The following is a 24,945-nucleotide window of genomic DNA, read 5'->3' on the forward strand; positions in this document are numbered from 1 at the left end:
TCCTTGGTTGTTCGTGTTTCTGCACCCGTTATGGGGATGCGGACCCTTGCAATCAAGGGGTTAGCCCTTGCTACCCTTGTCTTTCGCCAGCGGGTGATGTTCCAGCACCAGTTCTGACAGCCGTTCATCCAGCACATGGGTATAGATCTCGGTCGTGGCTATGTCTGCGTGACCCAGTAAGGTCTGGATTGATCTCAGGTCGGCCCCGTTTGCCAACAGATGGGTGGCAAAGGCATGGCGCAGCGTGTGCGGCGTGACTTTTTCAGGCGAGACACCGCCCTGAACCGCCAATTCTTTGACCAGCAAAAAAAACCTGTGCCGGGTCAGATGCCCGGATTTGCCCCGTGACGGGAACAGGAATTTTGATCGGGCGCCGCCTTTTTCAACACTTGCTTCCTCAGCCTTGTCTCGTTCTTCAAGCCAAACGGCCAGCGCATCGCGGGCCGGAGGAGACAAGGGGACCATGCGTTCCTTGCCGCCCTTGCCCAGAACCAGCAACATACGGGGATCGCCGCGCGCGGATGAGACGGGCAGGGAGACCAGCTCCGTCACCCGCATACCGGTCGCGTAGAGAAGCTCCATCAGGCAGGTGTTGCGGATACGGTCGGCCGGGCTGCGTCCGGTCTGGCGGGCGGCCTCCAACAAGCGGTCGACCTCTGGGACGTCCAGCGTTTTGGGCAGTTGCTTCTTGCGGCCAGGACCTTTGATCTGAATGGCCGGGTTCGCCTCGCGCCAGCCTTCTTCGAACGCGAACCTGTACAGCTGCTTGATCGCCGACAACCGGCGGGCACGAGTTGCGCGGGACAGGCCCTGCGCATCGCAGTCGATCAGATAGGCCTCGATCCGGTCCCGATCTGCTTGCTCGAAACTGGTTTTGCGATGCTCCAGCCACGCGGCAAAATCCTTCAGATCGCGCCCATAGGCCAGCAGAGTATTGGTGGCCGCGCCCAATTCGGCGGCCTGTGCCTGCAGAAAGGTCGAAATCCACAGATAATTTGATGCCGGGCCACTCATCATCCGCGCTCGTTCAGGATCAGTAGGTTCAGTGCGGCGCGGCGGGCGGTTTCCTCTAGCCCGACACGGCGGAAGGCAGCCATGGCTGCAGTCATGTCCACCAGATTGCCGCGCGCGCCGTGGGCAAACAATTGCATCGCCTCTAAAATCGCTTCACCGAGTTGACCGTTATCCAGCAGGGCCTCGATATCGGATGGCACAGGCGCGGCCCAGGCGAACCCTTGCGCGACCGCATCAGCCAAGGGCGACGGCGAAACAGCGCGGCCCGGATCACCCTGCGCCAAAGCTGCCAGGAACTGCGTCTCAACCGCTGTGTCCGGCGCTTGCATCGCGGCGCGTTCATAGAAGTCCGAGAGCATCAGGATACGCCAGCGCAGAGCTTCCACTTCGGCCCCCTGCAATTCGACCCCATAGAGGCGTTCGGCGAAGAGATCGGCAAAGGGCACTTCAAGCCCGACGCTACGCATCTGTTTCCAGACGAGGGGGAGGGTCTTGCTGATCGCCTCGACATTGCCGGTTTCAAGGGCGGTCTCGAACTGCTGCACAGCGGCCACCCGATCCCAAACGGCACCTGATGCTGCCGGAGAACGCTCGGTGTAAAGACCAAGCAACTGGTTCGGAGTCAGCGCGCCAATGCGGGTCAGGCGTTCAGCGGCTTCGATCTGCGCCTTCCAGCCTGCCACATCGCGAAGGTCGGCATTGGCGAAGGCCCGCGGCAGAGGAGCTGAGGGCAAACGCTCCCCAATGGCCTCAAACAACCTGAAGCTCAGCGGATCCGGGTCCTCGGGCTGCAGCAGGTAAGGCGCGTCCTCAAAAATGTCGGGGTTGAGGAAACGGTCGAGGAGGTCCAGTTCCTCAGGCGGCAACAGCTCTAGCGCGTGGGCGGCCTCAAGCGTCAAAGCGGCAGAAGGCCAATCCCCCCGGCGGGCCTTGCAGAAGATCTGGGCCGCATAGTCCTTGGATAGGTTGGGCTGGGCAATCAGCGCCGTGCAGCTGCGATCTTCGTCTCCAGTCAAAAGCGTTGCATCAAACCAGCGTTCGAACCGGGCATGCGTGTCCGTTGGACCGGCGAGTTGTACCAGTGACTGCGCCGGGTCCGCCGCGCCGAGCTGCATCAGTCGGTCCAGACGCGCCAGTAACAGTGTTTCTTCTCCAGACGCACCGCCGGGCGCGCGGGCCTCGGACAGAAGAAGGGTGAACAGCAGGCGCTGCATGGCCGGGTTGTGCTTGACCGGGATGCGAGCAATCAGTTCTGAAATCCGCTCGGGGTCGCTGCCATACCAGAGGTCGACGGGTAGCCCGGTTACACTCGACGACACCAGACCGATCGGTTGCGACAGCGCGTCCAGTGGCGTGACCTCAACTGCAGGCTGGCCTCCGTTCTGCGCGACCGGAGGCTCCAGAAGCACCGTTCCCGGCAGGTTCTCGGGCGGGTCGTTCAGCCAATCAATCGCAGTCAGCGGCTGCTGCGCCTGCGCTGCTCCGGCCAGAGACAGCGCAACCAACACATGCTTAATCGACATCCAATGTGACCGGTTCACGGATTTCGCTTTGCGGGGCCGAGAAATCGGCACCGAAATAAGGACCCACATAGGCGTAGGCCACCAGCCCGATGAAGGCCAGGCAAACAATATATATCAGGAACTTGATCAGACGACCCATGGCGCCACGCTGCCTCAATTTTTGGTTTTGACCAAGTTATAACTGGCATTTTTCTTAAGATCACGTCATTCACGTTGAAATGAGCGAAATTAAGCATAACACACACGCGGCAGGCACACAGGGCGGGTTTGATCTGCACAAAACCGTTGTTCTTGTGGGCATGATGGGGGCCGGAAAGACCGCTGTGGGCCGCGCATTAGCCGCGCGGCTGGGTGTTCCTTTCCTCGATAGCGACGCCGAGATCGAATCAGCCGCCAATATGACCATCCCTGAGATTTTCCAGCGCGACGGAGAGCCGTTTTTCCGCGCCAAGGAAACTCAGGTTATCGGTCGCTTGCTGGATGAGCAGAAAGGTATTCTATCGACGGGTGGCGGCGCGTTTCTGTCGGAGGGAAACCGCGATATGATCACCGAACGGGGTGCCTCGGTCTGGTTGCGGGCGGATCTGGATGTGTTGTGGAACCGGGTGCGGCACAAGGATACGCGCCCGTTACTGAGGACTGATGACCCTTATGCGACGCTGAAGGCGCTGTACGAGGCGCGCGTGCCGGTCTATGCCGAGGCTGATCTGACGGTGGCCTCGGACGGGGAGACCTCGATCGACAATATGGTAGACCGCGTGGTCGACGCCCTTCTGGCGCGACCCGATGTTTTGGAACGAAAATAGATGCATGAAACCGTACATGTGGAATTGGGCGAACGCTCGTATGATGTCGAGATTGGCCCGGACCTGCTGGTGCAATCCGGCGCGCGGATCGCGCCTTTGCTGCACCGTCCGAAAGTTGCGGTTCTGACCGATGAAAACGTCGCCGCCCTTCATCTGGAGGCCCTGCGCGACGGTTTGGCGGCTTCGGGGATCGAGATGTCCTCACTGGCCTTGCCAGCAGGTGAGGCGACCAAAAGCTGGCCGCATTTTGAACGCGCGGTCGAATGGCTTCTGGCCGAAAAGGTCGAACGTCGGGACATCGTCATCGCCCTTGGCGGCGGAGTGATCGGGGACCTCGCAGGTTTCGCTGCTGCTGTGCTGCGCCGTGGCGTGCGTTTCGTTCAAATCCCGACCTCGTTGCTGGCGCAGGTCGACAGCTCGGTTGGTGGCAAAACCGGGATCAACGCGCCGCAGGGCAAAAACCTGATCGGAGCGTTTCACCAGCCATCTCTGGTGCTGGCCGATACCTCGGTTCTGGGCACCATGACCCAGCGTGATTTCCTATCTGGCTATGGAGAGGTGGTCAAATACGGCCTGCTGGGCGACGCCGATTTCTTCGAATGGCTTGAAGGGAACGGAGCCGATGTCTCCTCGGGCGATAGGGCCGCGCGGGTGGGCGCCGTGACACGCTCGGTTCAGATGAAGGCGGATATCGTCGCGCGCGACGAGACTGAGCAGGGGGATCGCGCGCTTTTAAACCTCGGGCACACGTTCTGCCATGCGTTGGAGGCCGCGACGGGGTATTCCGACCGGCTGCTGCATGGCGAAGGCGTGGCCATCGGCTGTGCGCTGGCCTTTGAATTGTCGGCCCGGCTGGGCCTGTGTTCGCAGGAAGACCCAAGCCGCGTGCGCGCGCATCTGAAGGCTATGGGGATGAAAACCGATTTGGCCGATATTCCCGGTGATCTTCCCGGAGCCGAGGCCTTGGTGGACCTGATGGCGCAAGACAAAAAGGTGATCGACGGTCAGTTGCGTTTCATTTTGGCGCGAGGGATTGGTCAGGCCTTTGTCACCTCGGATGTCTCACGAGAGGCTGTTCTGTCGGTGCTGGAAGACGCGTTGTCAACTGTCTGACGTAGGCGGTCAGCGCCCTCGGATCACCATCAACTCACCGATGTTTTCACGGGTGATATAGCCGATCATAAGCCCGGTGCGATTGATCACGGCGACCGCCGGCGCGCCTTTGTGCAACCCGTCCAAAACCTTTGCCAATCCAGCGGTCAAGCCGACCTGCGGGATGTTACGCTCCATGATCGAAACGGCGGGGTCAGAGCGTGGGTGGTCGCCTGCCAGCGCTTTGAACAAGTGATCTCGGGTTACGAAGCCCTGAAGGTGGCCTTTGTCGTCCAGAACCGGAAACTCATGTTGCGTTGTATGGATCACGGCCTGCGCGGCAGTATTCAACGTGTCCTGAGGTGACAGCGCGTGAAATTCTGTAATCATCGCATCGCGTGCTAAAACGTGCCGCGTGACTGAGCGCAGCGCAACATCCTGACTTTCTGCATTGGCTGCGAAGAACACAAAAACCGCAATCACGACGAGGATCGGATTGCCCGAGCTGAGCCCATAAAACCCGAGCCCAACGGCAAGCATCTGACCGCTCAGCGCCGCGATGCGCGTGGCTGTAACGCGGTCCAGACGAAGGCAGAGGAGGGCCCGGAAAACGCGACCTCCATCCATCGGGAAGGCGGGGATCATGTTGAACGCGGCCAGCAGAAGATTGATATAGGCGAGACGGTCCACCATCCCGATATTTGCGGATTCTATCTGGCTGATCGTCTCAAAGGGCATCCCGGCGCCAAATCCCACCAGAACCAACCAGATCGCGACATTGACGGCCGGACCGGCGAGGGCTACCCAGACCTCTTGCATTGGTTTTTCCGGCATACGCTCCAACCGGGCTAGACCGCCGATGGGCAACAGGGTGATGTCAGGGGTTTTGATGCCGAAGCGGCGCGCCATGAGCGCGTGGCCGAACTCATGCGCCACAACGCAGGCGAATAGCGCCAAAACGAAAATCAGGTTCTCGATCGCGGCGGGCCAACCTCCGCTGGAATAGGCCGCAAATCCGACCCAGGCCAACAACAGGAAAAAGGTGACATGGACCCTCAGTTCGGACCCGAGAAGTCGGCCGAGAGCGAAGGACCATGCCATATTGTGTCTCCGTTTCGTTTAGAACGGAATCTCGTCGTCGTCGATTCCCCCGGATGCGGGGGCAGGTGAGCCGGACGGTGCGCCATAGGGATCGCCGTAGCCGCCGCCAGCCTGACCGCCGCCGTAGCTGCCCGATTGGCCACCGCCGTAGCCGCCGCCGCCGCCACCTTCGCTACGGCTGTCCAGCAGAGTCAGTTCACCGCGATAAGGGCGCAAAACAACCTCGGTCGAATAGCGATCTTGGCCGGACTGGTCCTGCCACTTGCGAGTTTCCAACTGGCCTTCGATGTAGACCTTGCTGCCTTTGCGTAGGTATTGCTCGGCAATGCGGGCCAGAGGTTCCGAGAAGATCGCGACCGAGTGCCACTCGGTCCGCTCCCGGCGTTCGCCCGTGTTGCGGTCTTTCCAGTTCTCTGACGTCGCAATCCGCAGGTTGCACACTTTACCGCCGTTCTGAAACGACCGAACCTCGGGATCTCGGCCGAGATTTCCGACCAGAATGACCTTGTTAACTGAACCCGCCATATAGTTCCCCGCTTTGTTCTCACTTGAATGCGCCGAATCTGGCGCTGAATATGCCAGAGACCCTATACGGCCTGCATCAGGGTGAAAACACGTTGATGACACAGTGTCGGACAAGAATCTGCTTGCCCCGTTCTGCACACTTTTAATTCAAGCGGCGGGACCATATACTCCGCTTGTTTTCGGATCGGGCAGGATAGGCATTTATGCGGTCTTTGGTTTTAGGTTTTGTCGGTGTGTGTCTGCTGCTGACCACGGCCCCGGTGCAGGCCCAGACGCTGTCTACCAAGAATAGAAAAGACATATTCCTCAAGCAATCCAAAGTGTTGGATTCGCGCGCGGCGACGCAGTATCGCGGGTCCGAGCGGCTCAAGCCGAAAGTGGCTCAGGGGCGTTTCGACAAGCGCTACACTGGAAAGTACCGTGGAGAATATTTGAAGCTTGCCCGTCAAGCAGCCCGCCAGCACAATATCCCTGAAGAGCTGTTTTTGCGTCTGGTGCAGCAGGAAAGCGGCTGGAACCCTGCAGCGAAATCTCACAAAGGGGCCCTTGGTCTGGCGCAGCTAATGCCGCAGACGGCTCAGCTGTTGGGCGTCAACCCACATGACCCCAAGCAGAATCTAGAAGGCGGCGCGCGGTATCTGTCATGGCAATACCGCAAGTTCAAATCGTGGCCCTTGGCGCTTGCAGCATATAATGCGGGCCCTAAGGCCGTTGAGAAACACGGCGGCATTCCGCCTTATGCAGAAACCCAGAATTACGTGAAGGTGATCTGGGGCGGCTAAGGCGCAGAACAGCGCAATTTGACCGTAGTATTCAACGAAAAAGGCCGGTCAGGGACCGGCCTTTCAAGTTCGCACAAGCGCCTATTCAGCGGCGATTTTGATCACAGGTTCCATTCGGGCCAGGACATCCTCGGCCAAATGGCATTTGACCTGATGCCCGTCGGCCAAAGTCTTCACAGGCGGGACATCTGATTCACAACGCCCATCCGGCACCTCAGATTTCCAACGGCAGCGCGTCTGGAACGGGCAACCCGGCGGTGGGTTCATAGCCGACGGAATATCGCCCTCCAGCACGATATGCTGTTTCTCGATCGAGGTATCGGCAATCGGAACCGCGCTCAGCAGTGCTTCGGTATAGGGATGATACGGAGGCGAAAAGACCTGATCGGTTGTGCCCAGCTCGACCACGTGGCCGAGATACATCACCATCACACGGTCGCTGAGATAGCGCACGATCGACAGGTCATGGCTGATGAACAGCAAGGTGGTCTTATGTTCGCGCTGGATCTCCATCAGAAGATCGGTCACGGCCGCCTGCACCGACACATCCAAGGCCGAGACCGGTTCGTCCGCAACCACGATCCGTGCATCACCCGCAAAGGCGCGCGCGATACCGACACGCTGTTTTTGACCACCAGAGAGCTGTCGCGGCATCCGGTCCGCGAAGGCGCGGGGTAGTTTCACCAGATCCAATAGTTCCAGCATGCGCTTTTTGCGCTCGGCCTCGGAATTGCCGACCCCAAATATCTCGAGCGCCCGGATGATCTGACGTCCGACGGTCATCGAAGGGTTCAGAGTGTCAAACGGGTTCTGGAACACCATCTGAACTTCGCCAACGGTCTTGGCGTCGCGTTCCTCGATCGGAACGGCCTCGATATTGCGGTTGTCCAACAGGATTTGCCCGTCGGTCGCCGTTTCAAGCCCCATCAGAACCTTGGCGAATGTGGATTTGCCGCAACCGGATTCGCCTACGATAGCCAAAGTCTCAGATTCATGAGCCTCAAAACTCAGGGTTTCGTTGGCTTTGACCACTTTGGTCGTCCCGCCTCCGAACAGGGCGTTGGCCGCCACCTCATAGTACTTCTTGAGGTTGTCCATCTTCAGAACGGTCCGCCCGATCTCGCCCTTTTCCTTTTGCTCGCCAACGGTGATCGGCGCGTTCCAGTCGATCTCCTGGAACTTTAGGCAGCGCGTATGGTGGCGGTCATTGCCTGGCACAGCCTCCATCAGGATGTTCTGAGCATCACAGCGGCCTTCTTCGAAATAGTCGCAACGCGGGCCAAAGTTACATCCCGGCGGGCGTTCATGCGGCAGAGGGAAGTTCCCCGGAATGGCCACCAGCGGACGCGCGTTCTTGTCGGCACCAGGCAGGGGGATCGACCGGAACAGTGCCTGTGTGTAGGGGTGCTGCATCTCGTCGAACACATCGTGGATCGAGCCGCGCTCGACCGCTTCGCCCGAATACATCACGCACAGTCGGTCGCAGGTTTCCAGAACCAGCCCCAGATTGTGTGAGATGAACAGCATCGATGTGCCGTATTTCTTGCCCAGATCCTTGACCAGTTCGACCACAGCGGCCTCAACGGTCACGTCCAGCGCCGTAGTGGGTTCGTCCAAAATCAACAGGGCGGGCTTCGACATCAACGCCATCGCGATGACGATCCGTTGCTGCTGACCGCCTGATAGCTGGTGCGGGAATGAGTTCAGCATCCGTTCAGGGTCGGGCAGGCGGACGTCTGTGACGACCTCCAAAGCACGCGCATAAGCCTCTTCCTGACCGACGCCTTCGTGGATCATCGGCACTTCCATCAGCTGCTTGCCGATCTTCATTGCCGGGTTCAGGGATGCCATCGGCTCCTGATAGATCATTGCGATTTCATTGCCGCGAATGTCGCGCAGTTCCTCGGTGGTCATTTCACCGAGATCGCGCCCCTTGAACTTGATCGAGCCGCCGACGATCCGCCCGTTCTTGCCCAGATCCTGCATGACACCCAGCGCCACCGTAGACTTACCGCAGCCGGATTCACCAACCAATCCTACAGCCTCACCAGGCTGCACACTGACCGAGAAATCCATAACGGCAGGAATTTCCCTCAGCCGGGTGAAAAACGAAATCGAAAGCTTGTCGATCTCCAGAATAGGCCCGTCATAGTCCGCCAGTTTGTTCATCTTGTTACTCCTCGCGAGAGTCAGGGGGATCCCCTTCATCTGGCTAAAAATACCTCGGGGGTCCGGGGGCAGAGCCCCCGGCCTTGATCACATCAGTCCTTCAGACTTTCTTCGCGCAGACCGTCCGCCAGCAGGTTCAAACCAAGAACCAGGGACAACAGTGCCAAAGCAGGCGGAAGGGCAGGGTGCAGATAGATCGATAGCAGCTTGCGCCCTTCGTTGATCGTTGAGCCCCAGTCCGGGCTTTCGGGCGGCAAGCCCAGCCCAAAGAAACCCAAGGTCCCCAGAAGGATGGTTGTATAGCCAATCCGAAGACAGAAATCGACGATCAGCGGACCACGCGCGTTAGGCAGGATCTCCCAAAGCATGATGTACCACGGACCCTCGCCACGCGTCTGAGCTGCAGCCACGTAGTCTCGGGTTTTGATATCCAGCGCCAACCCGCGCACGATGCGGAACACCGTGGGAGAGTTCACGAAGACCACCGAAACGAACACGACGAGAATACCGCCCGGAATGTCGAACAAATCCAGATAGGTCGGCAGACCCCAGACATGGTAGCTGTCGGTGCTGATGATGTAGCCTCCGGTCGAAATCAGCGACAGGTAGAACCACAGCGCCACGCCCAGAACCCCGATCAGCAGAGGTGTTCGGAAATTCGGACGCGTGTAGTAGCGCGAATTCAGCAGGACACCGAGGAAGATGATCGGGAAGACAAACAGGATGGCTGCCATATAGTTCGGCACACCGGTCGCCACGATCTCGGGTGTCACCAACAGGTAGAACAGCAATATCACAGGGAAGGCGAGGATCAGGTTTGCCAGGAACGACAACAGCGTATCCAAGCGACCACCGTAGTACCCGGCAGGCAGGCCCAGAGTGATCCCAACCATAAAGGCAAACATTGTGGCAAGCGGCGCAATTTGCACCACGATCCACGCGCCCTTGACCATCCGGCTGAATACGTCGCGGGCCAGATTGTCTCCGCCCAAAAGGTACCAGGCGTATTCGCCGTCCTCCAGATTGGGCAGCGGCGTACCGGGCACCTTGTTCTTCATGCCCGAGACCTGCGCAAGCGGGTCGTGGGTCACGATCAAATCAAGCGCGCCAAAGATGCCGGTGAAAACCCAGAACATCACAAGGCCAAAGCCGATCATGCCGATGGGGCTGTCGAAAAGCTTGCCGTACAGGCCCAGCTTGCGTTTGAACGCGATCGACATCGCATACAGGATGATCAGTGACAGCCAGACGGGTAGGAATTGCTGCGAGATCGCACCAATGATCCCGGCGCTGGTACCCATCAGGATGCCCAACACGACATAGGCAACCGCGATCGCCACACTGGCCAGAAAGCTATAGCGCAGCGCGGCTTGGATCATGTTTCGCAGGCCCGAGCTTGAGGTCAACGTACCATCGGGGTTCACCGTCATCTGATCTTCAGGCAGCACAATGCTGGCCAGCATCCAGACGACGATGGACAGGGCCATGACCCCCAGTGCCAGGGCGAGTAGCGGGTTGAGGAAGGCGATAGAGCCGGTCCAGGTAAGTGGTTCCATGATCTGACCCTCCCTTAAGAAATGCGAATGCGCGGGTTGAGGTAGACATAGCCGATATCCGAGATCAGCTGCGTCACCAGCACCACGAAGACCGACACGACCGAGATCGCGAGCAACAGTTGGATGTCATTGTTGCCTGCAGCCTGCACCAGCGCCCAGCCAAAGCCCTTATAGTTGAAAAGGGTCTCGACGATCACCACGCCATTCAGCAGCCATGGGAACTGCAACATGATGACGGTGAACGGTGCGATCAGAGCGTTCCGGAGCGCGTGTTTCATGACGATGTTCGGGAACGAGACACCTTTTAAGCGCGCGGTGCGGATATATTGCGCCGTCATCACCTCGGTCATCGAGGCGCGGGTCATGCGGGCGATATAGCCCATCCCATAAAGCGCAATTGTCAGCACCGGTAAGAAGAAGTTCTCAAACGTCGGGTTCTCCATCGCTTGCGTCGCCGTGCCCTTGAACCATTTCAGGCCCACAGCGGATGACGTGAAGATCGCGATGAAGATCACACCCGAGACGTATTCCGGCGTTGCGGTGGTAGTAATGGCAAAGGTCGAAAGCGTCCGGTCCGTGGCCGACCCTTCTTTCATCCCAGCCAGAATGCCAAGGATCAGGGCCGAGGGGACCATCAGCAGCATCACCCAGAACATCAGCCGGCCTGTCAAAGCCAGCCGGGTGCCGACAACGGTCCCGACTTCTTCTTTGAAGACCGTCGAATACCCCCAGTAGCCCTGAAGAATGCCGCAGAAATTAGGAGACTCTTCGGCGGTTTTGCCCGGTAGAATGCATCGGCCCTGAACTGTGCCGTCCTCATTCGTGTGCCGGTATGAGGGCAGAACGCCCAGCCATTCACCGTATTTTATTGGCGTCGACTGAAGGTATCCGCCTTTTTCCAAAAAGCTCTCGACCTGCTCATCCGACATCCGGAAATTGCCCTGCGTTTTCGCAAGCTTTTCCAGGTTCGGGTAAAGATTGGTGAGGAAAAAAACCAGGAATGTCAGGCACAATGCTGTAAGCAGCATAATCCCCACACGCCTTAAAATGAAAAGTCCCATGTTAGCCCCTGTTGGTCGGCTGGCGTGGACGGCATTCCGCCTCACGCGTTGCTATTCTTATGGTCGCCGTATTGAGGACGAAGGGCCGCGCCAGTGTGGCGCGGCCCTTGTGTTTTGGGTCAGGAGGTCAGGCCGAACTTGTAAAGCTGCGGCAGGTCCGCGATGTGCTTTTCGACGCCGACCATGTTGTCGCGATGGTGGCGCATTGCAGTCCGCCAGTAAGGCTGAATGACAACACCTTCGTCGATCATGATCGCCTGCAGCTTCGCCATTACCTCGCGGCGCATGTCGACATCAGCGAGCGAGTTCGCCTCGGCCAGCAGATTGTCGAACTCTTCGTTGGCAAAGCCGGATTCGTTCCACGCAACGCCCGACTTGTAAGCCAGCGCCAGAACCTGAGTGCCCAGCGGGCGGTGGTTCCAGTTGGTCGAGGAATACGGGTACTTGGTCCAGTCATTCCAGAAGGTCGAGCCCGGTAGAACCGTGTGCTTGGCCTTGATGCCCGCGTCGTTCAGCTGAGCGACAACCGCCGCAGTGGTATTCCGGCGCCAGTCATCGTCGATGGACTGCACTTCGTGCTCGAAATCACCCATGCCTGCTTCGTCCATCAGCGCTTTCGCGCCGGCCGGATCGTAAGGTATGCGGGTCACAGCCGAGTCAAACTCGGGGTGCATCGGGCCCACATGGCAGTTCTCGGCAGGGATGCCGTAACCGGACATGCCGAGTTCAAGACAAACCTCGTTGTCCACGGCCATTGCGAGGGCCTGACGGACTCGTTTGTCGCCGTAGATTTTGTTGCCGTCCGCATCTTCAGCCAGCTGGTTCGGGCGGATGACGATGGTAAAGCCCGACGGGATTTCCGAGCGAACAAGACCGATGCCGTCGAAGATGTCGACGAATTCACCGACCGACTCCCAGTTCATGTCGATCTCTTCGGCCTCATAAGCGGCCAGGAAGGCGGCAGGGTCGGTGCCATAATCGATGAATTCGATACGGTCGATATAACCGCCTTTGCCCGCTTCATAGCCCCACCAGTCGAAGCCCTCGTTGCGGACCAGAACGCCCTTCACGCCAACCTCGTGGCTTTCGGGGATCATGAAGCCTGTGCCGACAGGGTTCGAAAGCATGTCGTTTGCGTCAAAGCTGCTGTGGACGATAGCACCCGGATAGTCCGCCATGCCGGGGATGATGGTGATGTCCGGCGCGTTGCACTTCAGTTTGACGGTGTGCGAATCGACCACGGTAATTGCGCCATCAGCGGCTTTCTGGGTGCTCTCATCGACCAGCGACGCCATGCGCGACGCCATCGAGTTGCCTTCCAGCGATGCATCGCACCAGCCTTCGATGTTGCGCGCCACGTCTTCGGCCGTGAAATCGTCACCGTTGTTCCACTTGACGCCTTTACGGACGTTCAGCGTGTATTCAGTGGCGTCATCATTGGCTTCCCAGCTTTCCAGCAACATAGGCTTGAACGTACCGTCGTTGTTGTACTCGACAAGATATTCCAGCCAGCCCGCGGTGAAGGTCGCAATCTGCGTCCAGTCATAGGTGCGCGGGTCTTTGAGTGCGCGGACTTCCATCTGATAACGGATGGTACCGCCTTGCTGCGGCTCCGCTGCGGCTGCGGGTGATTGCAGACCGATCATGCCGTAGGCGACCGGAGCGGCAACGCCCAGTGCGGTGACGCGGGCCATAAACTCACGGCGGCTAAGATTGCCGTCGCGGTATTCCTGGGCGTGCATCTCTGCGGCCCAGTGCACCGACGTTCCCTTTGTTGTATGGTTAGTCATGAATGTCTCTCCCTGTGACATATTTGTTTTTTTGCATGGAATGAACGAACCTAGCTGGCGTTCTTGAGGCCAAGGCGAAGGTCGAAGGGTTCGGTTTTTTGAACGTTGGATTTCCCCATGTCGGTATTCGGCAACAGAATCCGAAGGACGTCAATGTTCGAATGCGGCATGAAGAGCAAAAAAACGACATGTCTGGGCGGTTGTTGCGCGTCACTTGCCCAGTGTTTCTTACCCATTCCCGACGCGGGGCATGACGCCAACTCTTAGACGCTTAGCGCCGTAAGTACTAGAAATATAGGTTCATTCCGATTGGCAGCCAGATTGGATACGGGGAATCAACCGCGTTTCGTATCAGTTTGATAAATCGAGGTGATTCCACGCCTTCATGCGCGCCCGGAACCATGTGCGCTGGCGTTTGGCAAACTGACGGGTTGAGATCGTGGCCCGTTCGCGTGCTTGCTCCAATGTCATTGAGCCATCAAGATAGGCCATGAGTTCCGGCACCCCGATGGCCTTGCAGGCGGGTAGCGACGGATCATAGCGGTCGCGCATGGCCTCAACTTCGTCCAGAGCGCCGCTCTCTAACATGTGATCGAACCGACGGGTGATGCGGTCCAGCAGCCATGATTTGTCGACGTCAAAGACAATGGGCACCGCGTCCTGCAGGGCCAGCACAGGCGGCGGGGTGTCGTCCTGCCAAGAGGCCAGACTGCGTCCGGTTGCCTGCTGAACCTCCCAAGCGCGCTGAACGCGAGCGCGGTTGTTGGTGTCCAGCCGGGTCAGGGTTTCAGCATCCACGCCAGCCATCAGCTGGGCTAAGTCCATCTGATCGGCATACTGACGCACATGCGGGGGTGTCGGTGGTATCTCGGCCATTCCTTCAGTCAAAGCGGTGAAATACAGCCCGGTGCCGCCAACGATGATTGGGCGCTGGCTGCCTGTCAGCAGCGGTATGACCTCACGCAGCCAGTGGCCAGTGGAATAATCCTGATCAAACGCGACGTGACCATAGAGACGATGTGGGGCGCGGGCTTCCTCGTCCGGCGAGGGGCGCGCCGAGATCACCTGCCAGCAGTCGTAAACCTGACTTGCATCGGCGTTGACGATCATCCCTCCGAACCTTTCAGCAATGCGCAGCGCCAGCTCGGATTTGCCCGAGGCTGTCGGGCCAGCGATCAGAACCGGTTTGTCATCCGGTATCTCGGGGATCCGGTCCCAAATCGATGCGGTGGGGTGATTGGTCATGGTCCCTCAGTATCCGCATTGAACCTGCGGTCGTTTTGCTTCATTTTGCGCCGGAAAATAAACCCGTGCCAGCCCGGAGCGCAATATGAGCCTGACCTCGTCCCCCGACACCCAAAAACCCAAATATGATCGCGTGATGCTGAAGATCTCCGGCGAGGCGCTGATGGGTGATCAGGGATTCGGCCTGCACCCGCCTACCGTCCAGCGCATCGCGCAGGAGGTGAAATCGGTCCACGATCTGGGCGTCGAGATTTGCATGGTGATCGGGGGCGGCAATATCTTCCGCGGCCTCAGCGGCTCGGCCCAGGGGATGGAGCGGACCACGGCGGATTATATGGGGATGCTGGCGACCGTGATGAACGCGCTGGGGATGCAGTCGGCGCTGGAAGAGATCGGGGTGTTTACCCGCGTGATCTCGGCCATCCGCATGGATGAGGTGTGCGAACCGTATATCCGCCGCCGCGCCGTGCGCCACCTTGAAAAGAAACGGGTTTGTATCTTTGCCGCTGGTACGGGCAACCCGTATTTCACCACGGATACGGCCGCGACCCTGCGCGCGAATGAGATGGCTTGCCAGGCGATCTTCATGGGCAAAAACGGCGTGGACGGGGTGTATGACAAGGACCCGAAAGAACATGCCGATGCAAAGAGGTATGACACGGTGTCCTATGACGACGTACTGGCCAAACGGCTGCGGGTCATGGATGCTTCGGCCATTGCGCTGGCGCGTGACAACAACCTGCCGCTGATCGTGTTCGGTCTGGATGAGCCGGGTGGCTTCCGGGGCATTCTAGCCGGTGAGGGGACCTATACCAAGGTTGAAGGCTGAGGCGCGCTCTCAGCAATTCCCGTTCCCTCTACTCATCGAAAGGCTTGGCCATGACAGCGTTGGATATTGATTTCGTTCGGGCTCAGTTCCCGGCCTTTGCCGAACCCAGTCTTCAGGGGCAGGCCTTTTTCGAGAATGGAGGTGGCTCCTTCACCTGCCAGCAAGTGATCGACCGGCTGACGCGGTTCTACACTCAACGCAAAGTTCAGCCTTACGCGCCCTATGAGGCCAGCCGCCTCGCGGGTGCCGAGATGGACGAAGCCCGCGCCCGGATGGCCGCGATTCTGGGGGTTGAGACTGACGAACTGAGTTTTGGTCCCTCGACCACCCAGAACACCTATGTTCTTGCGCAGGCTTTCCGGCAATGGATGAGCCCCGGCGAAGCGATCATTGTCACCAATCAGGATCATGAGGCCAATTCCGGCCCTTGGAGACGCCTTGTCGAGGCCGGGATCGAAGTGCGCGAGTGGAAGATTGATCCCGAAACGGGATCTCTGAACCCGCAGGATCTGGAAAACCTACTGGATGAAAAAGTTCGGCTGGTCTGCTTCCCGCATTGCTCGAACGTGGTGGGTGAGATCAACCCGGTGACCGAGATCACCGCCATTGCCCACGCGGCGGGTGCGTTCGTGTGCGTCGATGGCGTGTCTTACGCGCCGCACGGTTTTCCGAATGTGGGTGATCTGGGGCCGGATATCTATCTGTTTTCGGCTTATAAAACCTACGGCCCACATCAGGGCTGCATGGTCATCCGGCGCGCTTTGGGTGAGTTGCTGCCCAATCAGGCGCATTATTTCAATGGCGATACTCTGTACAAACGGTTCACCCCGGCAGGGCCGGACCATGCGCAAATCGCTGCCAGCGCGGGGATGGCGGATTACATCTCGCTGCTCAGTACCCACCATGGCGGCCCAACTGAGGGTACGGCTGCGCAAGGCGCTTTCGCCCATGACCTGATGCGCAATCACGAGGTGGCGCTTCTGCAACCGGTTCTGGATGCTGTCAAAAACCGAAACACAGTGCGACTGCTCGGCCCGTCCGAGGCCACTCGGCGCGCGCCCACCGTTGCCTTGGCTTTGGGTCGACCGGCCGTTACGGTGGCGGCTGAGCTGGCGGAGCATGGCGTCATGGCCGGCGGTGGTGATTTCTATGCCGTACGCGCATTGCAAGCAATGGGGGTCGATCCGGATCAAGGCGTGTTGCGGGTCAGCTTCACGCACTACACCTCCCAACAGGAAATTGATCAGTTATTGAATGCACTTGACCGGGTTTTGTGATCCAGTTTTCGATACGCTCCGTAGTGGAAAGAAAACGGCGGGGCGAATATGGAAGACGGGCAACCTCCGATCATTTTGTGGTTCAGGCGTGACCTGCGGCTAAGCGATCATCCGGCGCTTGCTGCGTCACTGGCGACGGGGCGTCCTGTGGTGCCGGTGTTCCTGTGTGATGATCTGGTACACACCATGGGCGCGGCCCCGAAATGGCGGCTTGGGCTGGGGCTTGAGGTCTTTGGACGCGCGCTGAACGACATTGGCAGCCGTCTGATCCTGCGACAGGGCGATGCCTTGGAACAGTTGCAGCGACTGATCTCTGAAACCGGCGCGACGGATGTGTACTGGTCGCGCGCTTACGATCCGGCCTCAATTGCGCGGGATACGAAGATCAAATCAGCGCTGAAGGAGCAGGGGATCGAGGCAAAATCCTTTGCCGGTCATCTTCTGTTCGAACCCTGGACGGTTGCTACCAAAGCCGGTCAGCCGTTTCGCGTCTTCACCCCGATGTGGCGCGTTGTGCAGGGGCGTGAGGTCCCTCCGCCCGAGGCAGCCCCGACACGTTTAACCGCCCCCGCGCACTGGCCCGCCTCGGATGATCTGGCGGCATGGCGCCTTGGTGCGGCGATGAACCGAGGGGCGGCGGTCGTCAAACCCTATGTGCAACCGGGCGAAAAAGCGGCGCTTGATCATCTTGAGGGGTTCCTGAACCGGATCGCGAATTACGGCGCGGACCGTGATAGGCTGGATTTGGAAGGGACATCGAACTTGTCCGAATACCTCTCATTGGGTGAAATCGGCCCGCGTACCGCTTGGCATCGCGTGCAACGTGCGGCTTTCGAAGGGACCCAAGGCACGGGTTCATTTCTACGTCAGCTTGTCTGGCGCGAGTTCGCTTATCATCTGATGTACCACACGCCTCAACTGGTGTCGGGCAACTGGAAGCCCGAGTGGGACGCTTTTCCGTGGAACGAGGCCCAAGATTCGCCCGAGGTGCAGGCTTGGCTGCAAGCCAGAACCGGCATTCCGGTTGTGGATGCGGGTCTGCGGCAGATGTATGTAACTGGGCGTATGCACAATCGTGCCCGGATGATTGTGGCAAGTTACCTGACCAAGCATCTGATGACCCATTGGAAAATCGGTATGAAGTGGTTCGAGGATTGCCTGATCGACTGGGATCTGGCCTGTAATGCGATGGGCTGGCAATGGGTCGCAGGGTCCGGCCCGGATGCGTCTCCGTTCTTCCGCATTTTCAATCCCGTTACTCAACAGGAAAAATTCGACCCCAAAGGTGTCTACCTAAAGCAATGGATCGCCGAAGGCAGGCCAAACCCGTCTGCGACGGCCTTGTCCTACTTTGAAGCCACGCCCCGTTCCTGGGGACTGAACCCCAAGGCGGATTACCCGCCACCGGTGGTCGATCTGCCAACAGGTCGCGCCCGCGCGCTGGCCGCGTATGAACGCCGAAAAAACCAGTAAGGAACTGAAAACTTGCCACAAACACAATTGCGTCCTAGCCTGCATCAACCACCGCAGAGGGGAGAGCGGATGATCTTGACAACGACCGAAGGCCAAAAAGGTCTGCCCAGATATTTCGCGCAGGTTTTCAAGATGCTGAGCAAAATGGAAGCCGGGCGCTTGGATATTACTTTGACCGACGGACGGACCTTCCGTGTTGAGGGCTTAAAGCCAGGCCCGGTTGCCGAGGTCGAAATTCACGATCCCGACGTGTTTGCCCGCCTGATCCGGGAAGGTGAGCTTGGATTTTCCGACGCTTATCTGGAAGGCCATTGGAGCACGCCTGATTTGCGCGCCTTCATGGATTTGGTCCATATGGGCAGTGAGACAGCCTACGATGGGTTCACCGGCAAGTTTCTCGTGCAGGCCTATGAGCGTCTGCGCTTTTGGCTGCATCGGAACAACCGTAGACAGGCCAAGAAGAATATCTCGTATCACTACGATCTGGGGAACGATTTTTACGCGCTCTGGCTGGACGATACGATGACGTATTCCAGCGCCATTTTCCAGACAGGGCAGGAAAGCCTCGAGAAGGCGCAGACCGCCAAATACGCCAGCATGGTCGATGAGATGGGCGTCAAACCAGGCGATCATGTGCTTGAGATCGGCTGTGGCTGGGGCGGCTTCGCCGAATATGCCGCGAAAGAGCGGGGCCTGCGCGTAACGGGTCTGACCATCAGTCAAGAGCAGTTGAAGTTCGCGCAACAACGCATTGAGAAGGCTGGTATATCGGATCTTGTTGATCTGAAGCTTCAAGACTATCGCGACGAACAAGGGCAATACGACGGCATCGCCTCGATCGAGATGTTTGAGGCCGTAGGTCAGAAATACTGGCCGGTTTATTTCGATTCAGTGCGGGAGCGACTAAAGCCGGGGGCGCAGGCCACGTTGCAGATCATCACCGTGGGCGATCATCGCTGGAACTACTACAAGAACGGCGTTGATTTCATTCAAAAATACATCTTCCCAGGGGGGATGCTGCCATCGCCTACGATCTTGCGACAGCAGATTGATCAGGCGGGGCTGAATGTCGTGCGCTCGAAGGAGTTCGGCAAAAGCTATGACCTGACCTTGCGGCGTTGGTTCGACACGTTCAACGACAAGTGGGACCAGATCTCGGAGATGGGATTTGATGAGCGTTTCCGCCGCATGTGGAATTATTATTTGACGGCCTGCGGCGCAGCCTTTGACACGGGCAATTGCGATGTGACACAGATCACCATAGCAAAGCCTAGTTAACGAACGGAACTCATACATGCCCACCGCCAGTCGCCTTGTCGCCGCCGCTTGTCTTGTGGTGTTGGCGTTCATCGTGTCCAGCATGGTTATCGCAAACGGAGAAGAGGGGAAGGACTACGGGTATTTTACCGTGGTCAACATCGCCTTGGGTTGGATCTGCGGTTGGAAAATCATGGGCAAGCGCGCTGGCCGAGGCTGGACGGCCGGGATCAACAACGGCCTGACTGGCGTGGCCTCACTGGTGTTTTGGGGTCTTTTCGTTCAGGGCACCTATGAGATGTTCCGGCTGGCCATGCGCCACCGTTATGATGGCCCCTTCGAGGCGCTGATTGCCATCTTCAAGATTGGCGTCGAATTCGGTGAGCAGTTGCTCGCGCCCGAAATCCTGATCACTTTGGGTGTTGGGGCCGTTGCCACCGGTTTGCTGACAGAAATAGCGAGCCGACGCTGGCGCTGAATGTGAACACTTAACGAAAGTCTACCCTCTCGTGTCCGATTTGTTGTTCTATGGAACCCTGCGGCATGTGCCGCTGTTAGAGGCCGTTCTGGGGCGCTCGTCGTCTGAGCTGTCGCTGACACCAGGCATCTTACCAGACCACGTCGTTTTAGCGATTCGGGGGCAGGACTTCCCAATGATCCAGAAGGCAAATGGCGAACAGGCCTTGGGATTGTTTGTGCAAGGCCTAAGGCAAGCGGATCTGGATCGACTGGCCTATTATGAGGGCGGGGTTGATTATGATCTGAGGCCGTTGACGGTGACGCTAGAGGATGGAACCCAAGCGCAGGCTCAGGTGTTTTTCCCTGAACCGGCGGCCTGGGTGCCGGATGGGCCTTGGTCTCTGGAAACGTGGGTTGAACGCCTCGGTGAAGTCACCGCGCTCGCCGCCGAGGAAGAGATGAGCTATTTCGGGCGGGTTGCACCGTCGGATATGGCGCGCAGTATGCTGGCGATTCAGACACGGGCCTGGGCAAAACTCTTCGCGCGTCAGCGACGAACGGGGGATGCGCGCGATGTGTCTAAGGACGTGATCGTCCATCGCCATCACCGCGCTTATGTCAACTACTTCACGATGGAAGAGATCGACCTGCAACACCGTCAACACGATGGAGCTATGGGGCCGACGCTGAACCGAAGTGCGCTCTTGCAAGGCAGTGCAGTAATTGTTCTCCCCTATGATCCTGTGCAAGATACAGTGTTGCTTGTCGAGCAGTTCCGCGCCCCAATCTATCTGATTGATGATCCCGAACCTTGGATGTGGGAGCCGGTCGCAGGCATGATCGACCCCGGCGAAACGCCAGAGCAGGCCGCACATCGTGAAGGAATGGAGGAGGCAGGCATCGCTTTCGATGCTCTGCATAGCGCAGGCGGAGGTTATTCCTCCAGTGGGTCGTCGACCGAGTACGTCTATCTCTACGTCGGGCTTGGCGATTTGACTGATCCTGCAATAACCGCGGGGCTGGCCACCGAAGGTGAGGATATACGCTCTCGTGTTCTAACGTTTGAGACGTTTATCGCCATGGTGGATCGCGGTGAATTCAAGGACTTACCGCTGCTGACTCTGGCCCATTGGCTGGCGCGCCATCGCGACCGCCTGCGTGGTTGACTATCGCGCTTGTGGTTGGCGCACGGCGGCTGTAAATCTGCAGTGTTACGTAATGAAATGAGGGTGCCATGCGCATTGCACGAGATCTTGCCGACGCAGTCGGAAAAACGCCGCTGATCCGGTTGAAGCGCATCGGTGAAGAAACCGGGTGCGAGATCCTCGGCAAGGCTGAATTCATGAACCCCGGTCAGTCGGTCAAGGACCGCGCTGCGCTCTACATCATCCGCGACGCAGTTGCGCGGGGTGAGTTGAAGCCCGGTGGCACCATAGTGGAGGGCACCGCAGGCAATACCGGTATCGGCCTGGCTCTGGTCGGCGCGTCGATGGGCTTCAAAACGGTGATCGTGATCCCGGAAACCCAGTCAGAAGAGAAGAAAGACATGCTGCGTCTTGCGGGCGCGCAGTTGGTTCAGGTTCCTGCAGCACCTTATCGTAACCCGAACAACTTCGTTCACTACTCCCGCCGTCTGGCCGAAGAACTGGCGCAGACCGAACCCAATGGCGCGATCTGGGCCAACCAGTTCGACAACGTCGCCAACCGTCAGGCCCATGTGGAAACTACTGGCCCCGAAATCTGGGAACAGACCGACGGTAAGGTTGATGGCTTTGTCTGCGCGGTCGGATCGGGCGGAACGCTTGCGGGCGTGGCCGATGCGCTGCAGCCCAAAGGCGTGAAGATTGGCCTGGTCGATCCGATGGGCGCGGGGCTGTATTCCTATTACACAACCGGCGAAATCGCGATGGAGGGCGGCTCGATCGCAGAAGGCATCGGACAGGTGCGGATCACCAAGAACCTCGAAGGGTTCAAGCCCGACTACACTTATCAGGCGACCGACAATGAGGCCTTGCCTTACATCTTTGATCTGCTGCGCGAAGAAGGTCTGGTCATGGGCGGTTCGACTGCGATCAACATGGCTGGTGCGGTGCGTTTGGCCAAGGACCTTGGGCCGGGGCATACGATTGTGACCATCCTGTGTGACTATGGCACACGCTATCAGTCCAAACTGTTCAATCCCGAGTTCCTGCGCGAAAAAGAACTGCCGGTACCGGATTGGATGACAGACGCCCCGCGCAAGATACCGGGCGTATTCGAGGACGTCTGATGCTGCGACAGGTCCGCCTGTTTCTGACACTCGCTGCGCTGATCTTTGTCGGGTTGGCGGGGGTAGCCTCGGCGCAACTGACTGATCGGCAGAGCGAGTTCTATAAGGGCTGGCTCAGCACTGCGGACCGTGCCGAAAGCGTTGTTGAAGCCGACAGAGCGTCGGACGCCGCAATGGAGCAGTTGCGTACCGAGATCGACGGCTATCGCAATACGTTCAATACGGCCCGCAATGCCAATGCCGACCGCATCCAGACACTGGAAAGCCAGGTAAATGCGCTGGGTCCCAAGCCTGAAGAAGGTGTCACAGAGCCGGAGGATATCGCGCAACTTCGCGAGCATCTGGACGAACAGCTCAACGCTTTGCGGGTGCCGCGGATTATCTCTGAGGAGGCCTTTAGCCGCGCCAACGGTCTGATCAGCGAAATTGACCGTATCCTGCGAGAACGTCAGAGAAAGCAGTTTCTGGAACGCGGTCCATCGCCGCTGAACCTGTCGACATGGCCCGCCGCATGGTCCGATATCCGCGAGGCTCTGTTCGGGCTGTTCAACGAGACGACGGCCAGTCTGACATCCGACGTAACTAAAGAACGCGTTCAGAATCAGGCTCCCGCGATACTGGCCTTGGTGGCGCTGGCCGTCATCTTACTGGTTTACGGACGCCGTTGGTCTGAACGAGGAGGCGACTATCTGCGTCGTTTCGGTGGGCGCGGGACCGGTGCGTGGACCTTTGTGATTTCCTTGCTGCGTATCATCCTTCCCTGGATTGGCGTGGTGGCTCTAACAGCTGCGATTGACCTGACCGGAGTACTTGGTCTGCGCGGAACGCTCTTGCTGCAGCAGGTGCCGTATTGGGCGGCGATCGTGCTTGTTTTCGACTGGGTCGGACGGCAGGTCTACCTGATGGCCGCGGCACAGAATTTCCAAAGATTCTCGGCGGGGCAGATCACCGAAATACGTATCTATGTCGATATTCTGGCAGTGATGCTGATCCTGCACGACATGGTTGGCCTGTTCGAGAGGATTGAGAACATAGCGGATTCCACCCGCGCCGTTGTTATCTTCCCGGTCATTGTCGTCACCTCTCTTCTTCTGCTGCGCATTCGTCAGATCAGACAATCAGATCCAGCGACCGAGGGCGGCGAGATCCCACGTGCCAGTGGATTTTCGCAGGTTGTCGAGGTTGTCCGGCGTATTGTACTCATGCTGGGTGTCAGCGCGCCTGTTCTGGCCTTGTTGGGCTACACCAACGCGGCCGAAGCGATTGTGTTTCCTGCAGTCAATACGCTCATCCTGATCGCCATTCTTGTGATCGTGCAGCGCTTTATCAGCTCGCTTTACGGCTGGTTTACGGGACAGGGGGATCATGCCCGCGAATCTCTGTTCGCGGTCCTGGTGGGTTTCTTCCTGGCCTTGGTTTCGATCCCTATCCTGGCCCTTTTCTGGGGCGCGCGCGAAGCGGATCTGAGCGAGATCTGGTCGCAGATCCTTCAAGGGTTCAGCTTGGGCGGGGTTACGATCTCTCCGTCCAATTTCCTGACTTTTGTCGCCGTGTTTGCCATCGGATATGGCCTGACACGACTGCTACAGGGAGGCTTGCGCAATTCGCTGCTGCCCAAGACAAGTATTGATCCAGGCGGGCAAAATGCGATCGTATCGGGCACTGGTTACGTCGGTATTTTCCTCGCTTCGCTGGTTGCAATCACGGTGGCTGGGTTTGATCTCTCATCACTCGCTATTGTAGCCGGTGCACTGTCTGTCGGTATTGGTTTTGGTCTTCAGACCATCGTTTCGAACTTCGTTTCTGGCATCATTCTTCTGGTCGAGCGTCCCATCTCGAAAGGGGATTGGATCGATGTGAACGGCATGATGGGCTACGTCCGCGATATCTCGGTCCGATCCACGCGGATTGAGACTTTTGACCGGACGGATGTCATTGTTCCGAATTCGGATCTGATCAGTGGCGTTGTCACCAACTATACGCGTGGCAACACGATTGGCCGGGTGATCGTGCCGGTGGGTGTGGCATACGGAACCGACACGCGCAAGGTCGAGACCATTTTGGGAGAGATCGCGAATTCTCATCCTATGGTGTTGGCGAACCCAGCCCCCAGCGTGGTGTTTCAGGGGTTCGGCGCGGATTCGCTGGACTTTGAAATCCGGGGTATTCTGCGGGACGTGAATTGGGTTCTGTCGGTCAAATCCGACATGAACCACGAAATCAACCGCCGGTTCGTGGAAGAAGGGATCGAGATTCCATTCGCACAACGCGACGTTTGGCTTCGCAACCCCGAAGCCCTGCGCACTGAATCACAAGACCCAACCTCGCCAGCCCCGGAGCAACGAGCACCCAGCACCGAACCCGCAGCCATGACCGAGGGAGATCTGGACGGCGACGGAGGGGACGAAGTCTGACCATTGCTCGCGTTGGGAATGGTCCGCAAACTAATGTGCAAACGGGTGTGAATTCACGGAATTGGGGCCTTGCAAATCCTTTTGCATTGCGTCACATATCGCGCTCACGGAGAGGTGGCCGAGTGGTCGAAGGCGCACGCCTGGAAAGTGTGTAGGCGGGAAACCGTCTCCAGGGTTCGAATCCCTGTCTCTCCGCCACAATCCCCCTGATCAGTTTATGCCGCACCTAGATACTAGCGTTCTATGTGGCGAGATCTGGTTGCATTGTATCAGTTCCATGACAGCCATATAGTGCCGGTCGAC

At 58.4% G+C, this 24,945-nt stretch carries 21 protein-coding genes and 1 tRNA gene; 12 read left to right on the top strand and 10 right to left on the bottom strand.

Annotated elements, in window-relative coordinates; all coding sequences use genetic code 11:
- Positions 1-60: 60 nt before the first annotated feature.
- From ACR0JF_RS05855 to ACR0JF_RS05865, 3 genes are read right to left on the bottom strand one after another with little or no spacing between them, the layout of a single operon-like run.
- On the bottom strand, positions 61-1,014 hold the full coding sequence (locus ACR0JF_RS05855) for a tyrosine recombinase (protein ID WP_170660349.1): 954 nt from the start codon (positions 1,012-1,014) through the stop codon (positions 61-63).
- On the bottom strand, positions 1,014-2,537 hold the full coding sequence (locus tag ACR0JF_RS05860) for a hypothetical protein (RefSeq protein WP_170660348.1): 1,524 nt from the start codon (positions 2,535-2,537) through the stop codon (positions 1,014-1,016). The genes ACR0JF_RS05855 and ACR0JF_RS05860 overlap by 1 nt, the downstream gene beginning before the upstream one ends.
- The gene (locus ACR0JF_RS05865) at positions 2,527-2,676 is read right to left on the bottom strand and encodes a hypothetical protein (RefSeq protein ID WP_170376734.1); all 150 of its coding nucleotides are present in this window, start codon (positions 2,674-2,676) and stop codon (positions 2,527-2,529) included. The genes ACR0JF_RS05860 and ACR0JF_RS05865 overlap by 11 nt, the downstream gene beginning before the upstream one ends.
- Before the next feature lie 79 nt (positions 2,677-2,755).
- Between ACR0JF_RS05865 and ACR0JF_RS05870 the strand changes: the two genes are divergently transcribed.
- Both ACR0JF_RS05870 and aroB read left to right on the top strand, forming a co-directional pair.
- Complete coding sequence (locus tag ACR0JF_RS05870) at positions 2,756-3,343, top strand: shikimate kinase (RefSeq protein WP_170747501.1); 588 nt, start codon at positions 2,756-2,758, stop codon at positions 3,341-3,343.
- Entirely contained in the window at positions 3,344-4,456 is a 1,113-nt protein-coding gene (aroB, locus tag ACR0JF_RS05875; protein WP_170660346.1) for a 3-dehydroquinate synthase, read from the top strand.
- A 9-nt stretch (positions 4,457-4,465) separates the two neighbouring features.
- Here the strand turns inward: aroB and ACR0JF_RS05880 are convergent, their stop codons facing one another.
- Both ACR0JF_RS05880 and ssb read right to left on the bottom strand, forming a co-directional pair.
- A complete protein-coding gene (locus ACR0JF_RS05880) occupies positions 4,466-5,536 on the bottom strand; it encodes a site-2 protease family protein (RefSeq protein WP_170747500.1) in 1,071 nt (356 codons plus the stop codon).
- An 18-nt stretch (positions 5,537-5,554) separates the two neighbouring features.
- Positions 5,555-6,061 carry a single-stranded DNA-binding protein gene (ssb, locus tag ACR0JF_RS05885; protein WP_170660344.1) on the bottom strand — a complete coding sequence of 169 codons (507 nt, stop codon included), beginning with the start codon at positions 6,059-6,061 and terminating at the stop codon, positions 5,555-5,557.
- 203 nt (positions 6,062-6,264) lie between these two features.
- Between ssb and ACR0JF_RS05890 the strand changes: the two genes are divergently transcribed.
- The gene (locus tag ACR0JF_RS05890; protein ID WP_170660343.1) at positions 6,265-6,843 is read left to right on the top strand and encodes a lytic transglycosylase domain-containing protein; all 579 of its coding nucleotides are present in this window, start codon (positions 6,265-6,267) and stop codon (positions 6,841-6,843) included.
- Positions 6,844-6,924: 81 nt separating this feature from the next.
- Here the strand turns inward: ACR0JF_RS05890 and ACR0JF_RS05895 are convergent, their stop codons facing one another.
- From ACR0JF_RS05895 to miaA, 5 genes are all read right to left on the bottom strand, one after another.
- A complete protein-coding gene (locus ACR0JF_RS05895; protein WP_170551194.1) occupies positions 6,925-9,012 on the bottom strand; it encodes a dipeptide ABC transporter ATP-binding protein in 2,088 nt (695 codons plus the stop codon).
- Positions 9,013-9,104: 92 nt separating this feature from the next.
- Complete coding sequence (locus tag ACR0JF_RS05900) at positions 9,105-10,568, bottom strand: ABC transporter permease (protein ID WP_170660342.1); 1,464 nt, start codon at positions 10,566-10,568, stop codon at positions 9,105-9,107.
- Between the two features lie 14 nt (positions 10,569-10,582).
- Positions 10,583-11,629: an ABC transporter permease gene (locus ACR0JF_RS05905; RefSeq protein ID WP_170376750.1), complete on the bottom strand. Its 1,047-nt coding sequence runs from the start codon at positions 11,627-11,629 to the stop codon at positions 10,583-10,585.
- A gap of 119 nt (positions 11,630-11,748) precedes the next feature.
- Positions 11,749-13,419 (bottom strand): ABC transporter substrate-binding protein, encoded by a 1,671-nt coding sequence (locus ACR0JF_RS05910; protein WP_170376752.1) that lies wholly within the window; start codon positions 13,417-13,419, stop codon positions 11,749-11,751.
- 351 nt (positions 13,420-13,770) lie between these two features.
- Positions 13,771-14,664 carry a tRNA (adenosine(37)-N6)-dimethylallyltransferase MiaA gene (miaA, locus tag ACR0JF_RS05915; protein WP_170660341.1) on the bottom strand — a complete coding sequence of 298 codons (894 nt, stop codon included), beginning with the start codon at positions 14,662-14,664 and terminating at the stop codon, positions 13,771-13,773.
- A gap of 85 nt (positions 14,665-14,749) precedes the next feature.
- Here miaA and pyrH point away from each other — a divergent pair, with 85 nt between their 5' ends.
- The 9 genes from pyrH (at position 14,750) to ACR0JF_RS05960 (ending at position 24,840) form a co-directional block, all read left to right on the top strand.
- Positions 14,750-15,493, top strand: a complete 744-nt coding sequence (gene pyrH / locus ACR0JF_RS05920; RefSeq protein WP_170638865.1) for a UMP kinase — start codon at positions 14,750-14,752, stop codon at positions 15,491-15,493.
- Between the two features lie 50 nt (positions 15,494-15,543).
- Positions 15,544-16,770 carry an aminotransferase class V-fold PLP-dependent enzyme gene (locus ACR0JF_RS05925; RefSeq protein ID WP_170660340.1) on the top strand — a complete coding sequence of 409 codons (1,227 nt, stop codon included), beginning with the start codon at positions 15,544-15,546 and terminating at the stop codon, positions 16,768-16,770.
- Positions 16,771-16,818: 48 nt separating this feature from the next.
- On the top strand, positions 16,819-18,243 hold the full coding sequence (locus tag ACR0JF_RS05930; RefSeq protein WP_170660339.1) for a cryptochrome/photolyase family protein: 1,425 nt from the start codon (positions 16,819-16,821) through the stop codon (positions 18,241-18,243).
- 69 nt (positions 18,244-18,312) lie between these two features.
- Complete coding sequence (locus ACR0JF_RS05935) at positions 18,313-19,521, top strand: SAM-dependent methyltransferase (RefSeq protein ID WP_170660338.1); 1,209 nt, start codon at positions 18,313-18,315, stop codon at positions 19,519-19,521.
- A 16-nt stretch (positions 19,522-19,537) separates the two neighbouring features.
- Positions 19,538-19,978: a TrgA family protein gene (locus ACR0JF_RS05940; RefSeq protein ID WP_170469704.1), complete on the top strand. Its 441-nt coding sequence runs from the start codon at positions 19,538-19,540 to the stop codon at positions 19,976-19,978.
- Between the two features lie 31 nt (positions 19,979-20,009).
- Positions 20,010-21,125, top strand: coding sequence for an NUDIX domain-containing protein (locus ACR0JF_RS05945; RefSeq protein ID WP_170660337.1), 1,116 nt, complete (start codon positions 20,010-20,012; stop codon positions 21,123-21,125).
- 68 nt (positions 21,126-21,193) lie between these two features.
- A complete protein-coding gene (locus ACR0JF_RS05950; protein WP_170660336.1) occupies positions 21,194-22,228 on the top strand; it encodes a cysteine synthase A in 1,035 nt (344 codons plus the stop codon).
- Entirely contained in the window at positions 22,228-24,642 is a 2,415-nt protein-coding gene (locus tag ACR0JF_RS05955; protein ID WP_170660335.1) for a DUF3772 domain-containing protein, read from the top strand. Before ACR0JF_RS05950 ends, ACR0JF_RS05955 begins: the two co-directional genes overlap by 1 nt.
- A 108-nt stretch (positions 24,643-24,750) precedes the next feature.
- Positions 24,751-24,840, top strand: a tRNA-Ser gene (locus ACR0JF_RS05960).
- Positions 24,841-24,945 lie beyond the last annotated feature (105 nt).

It is taken from the genome of Ruegeria sp. BG11 (assembly GCF_056538565.1).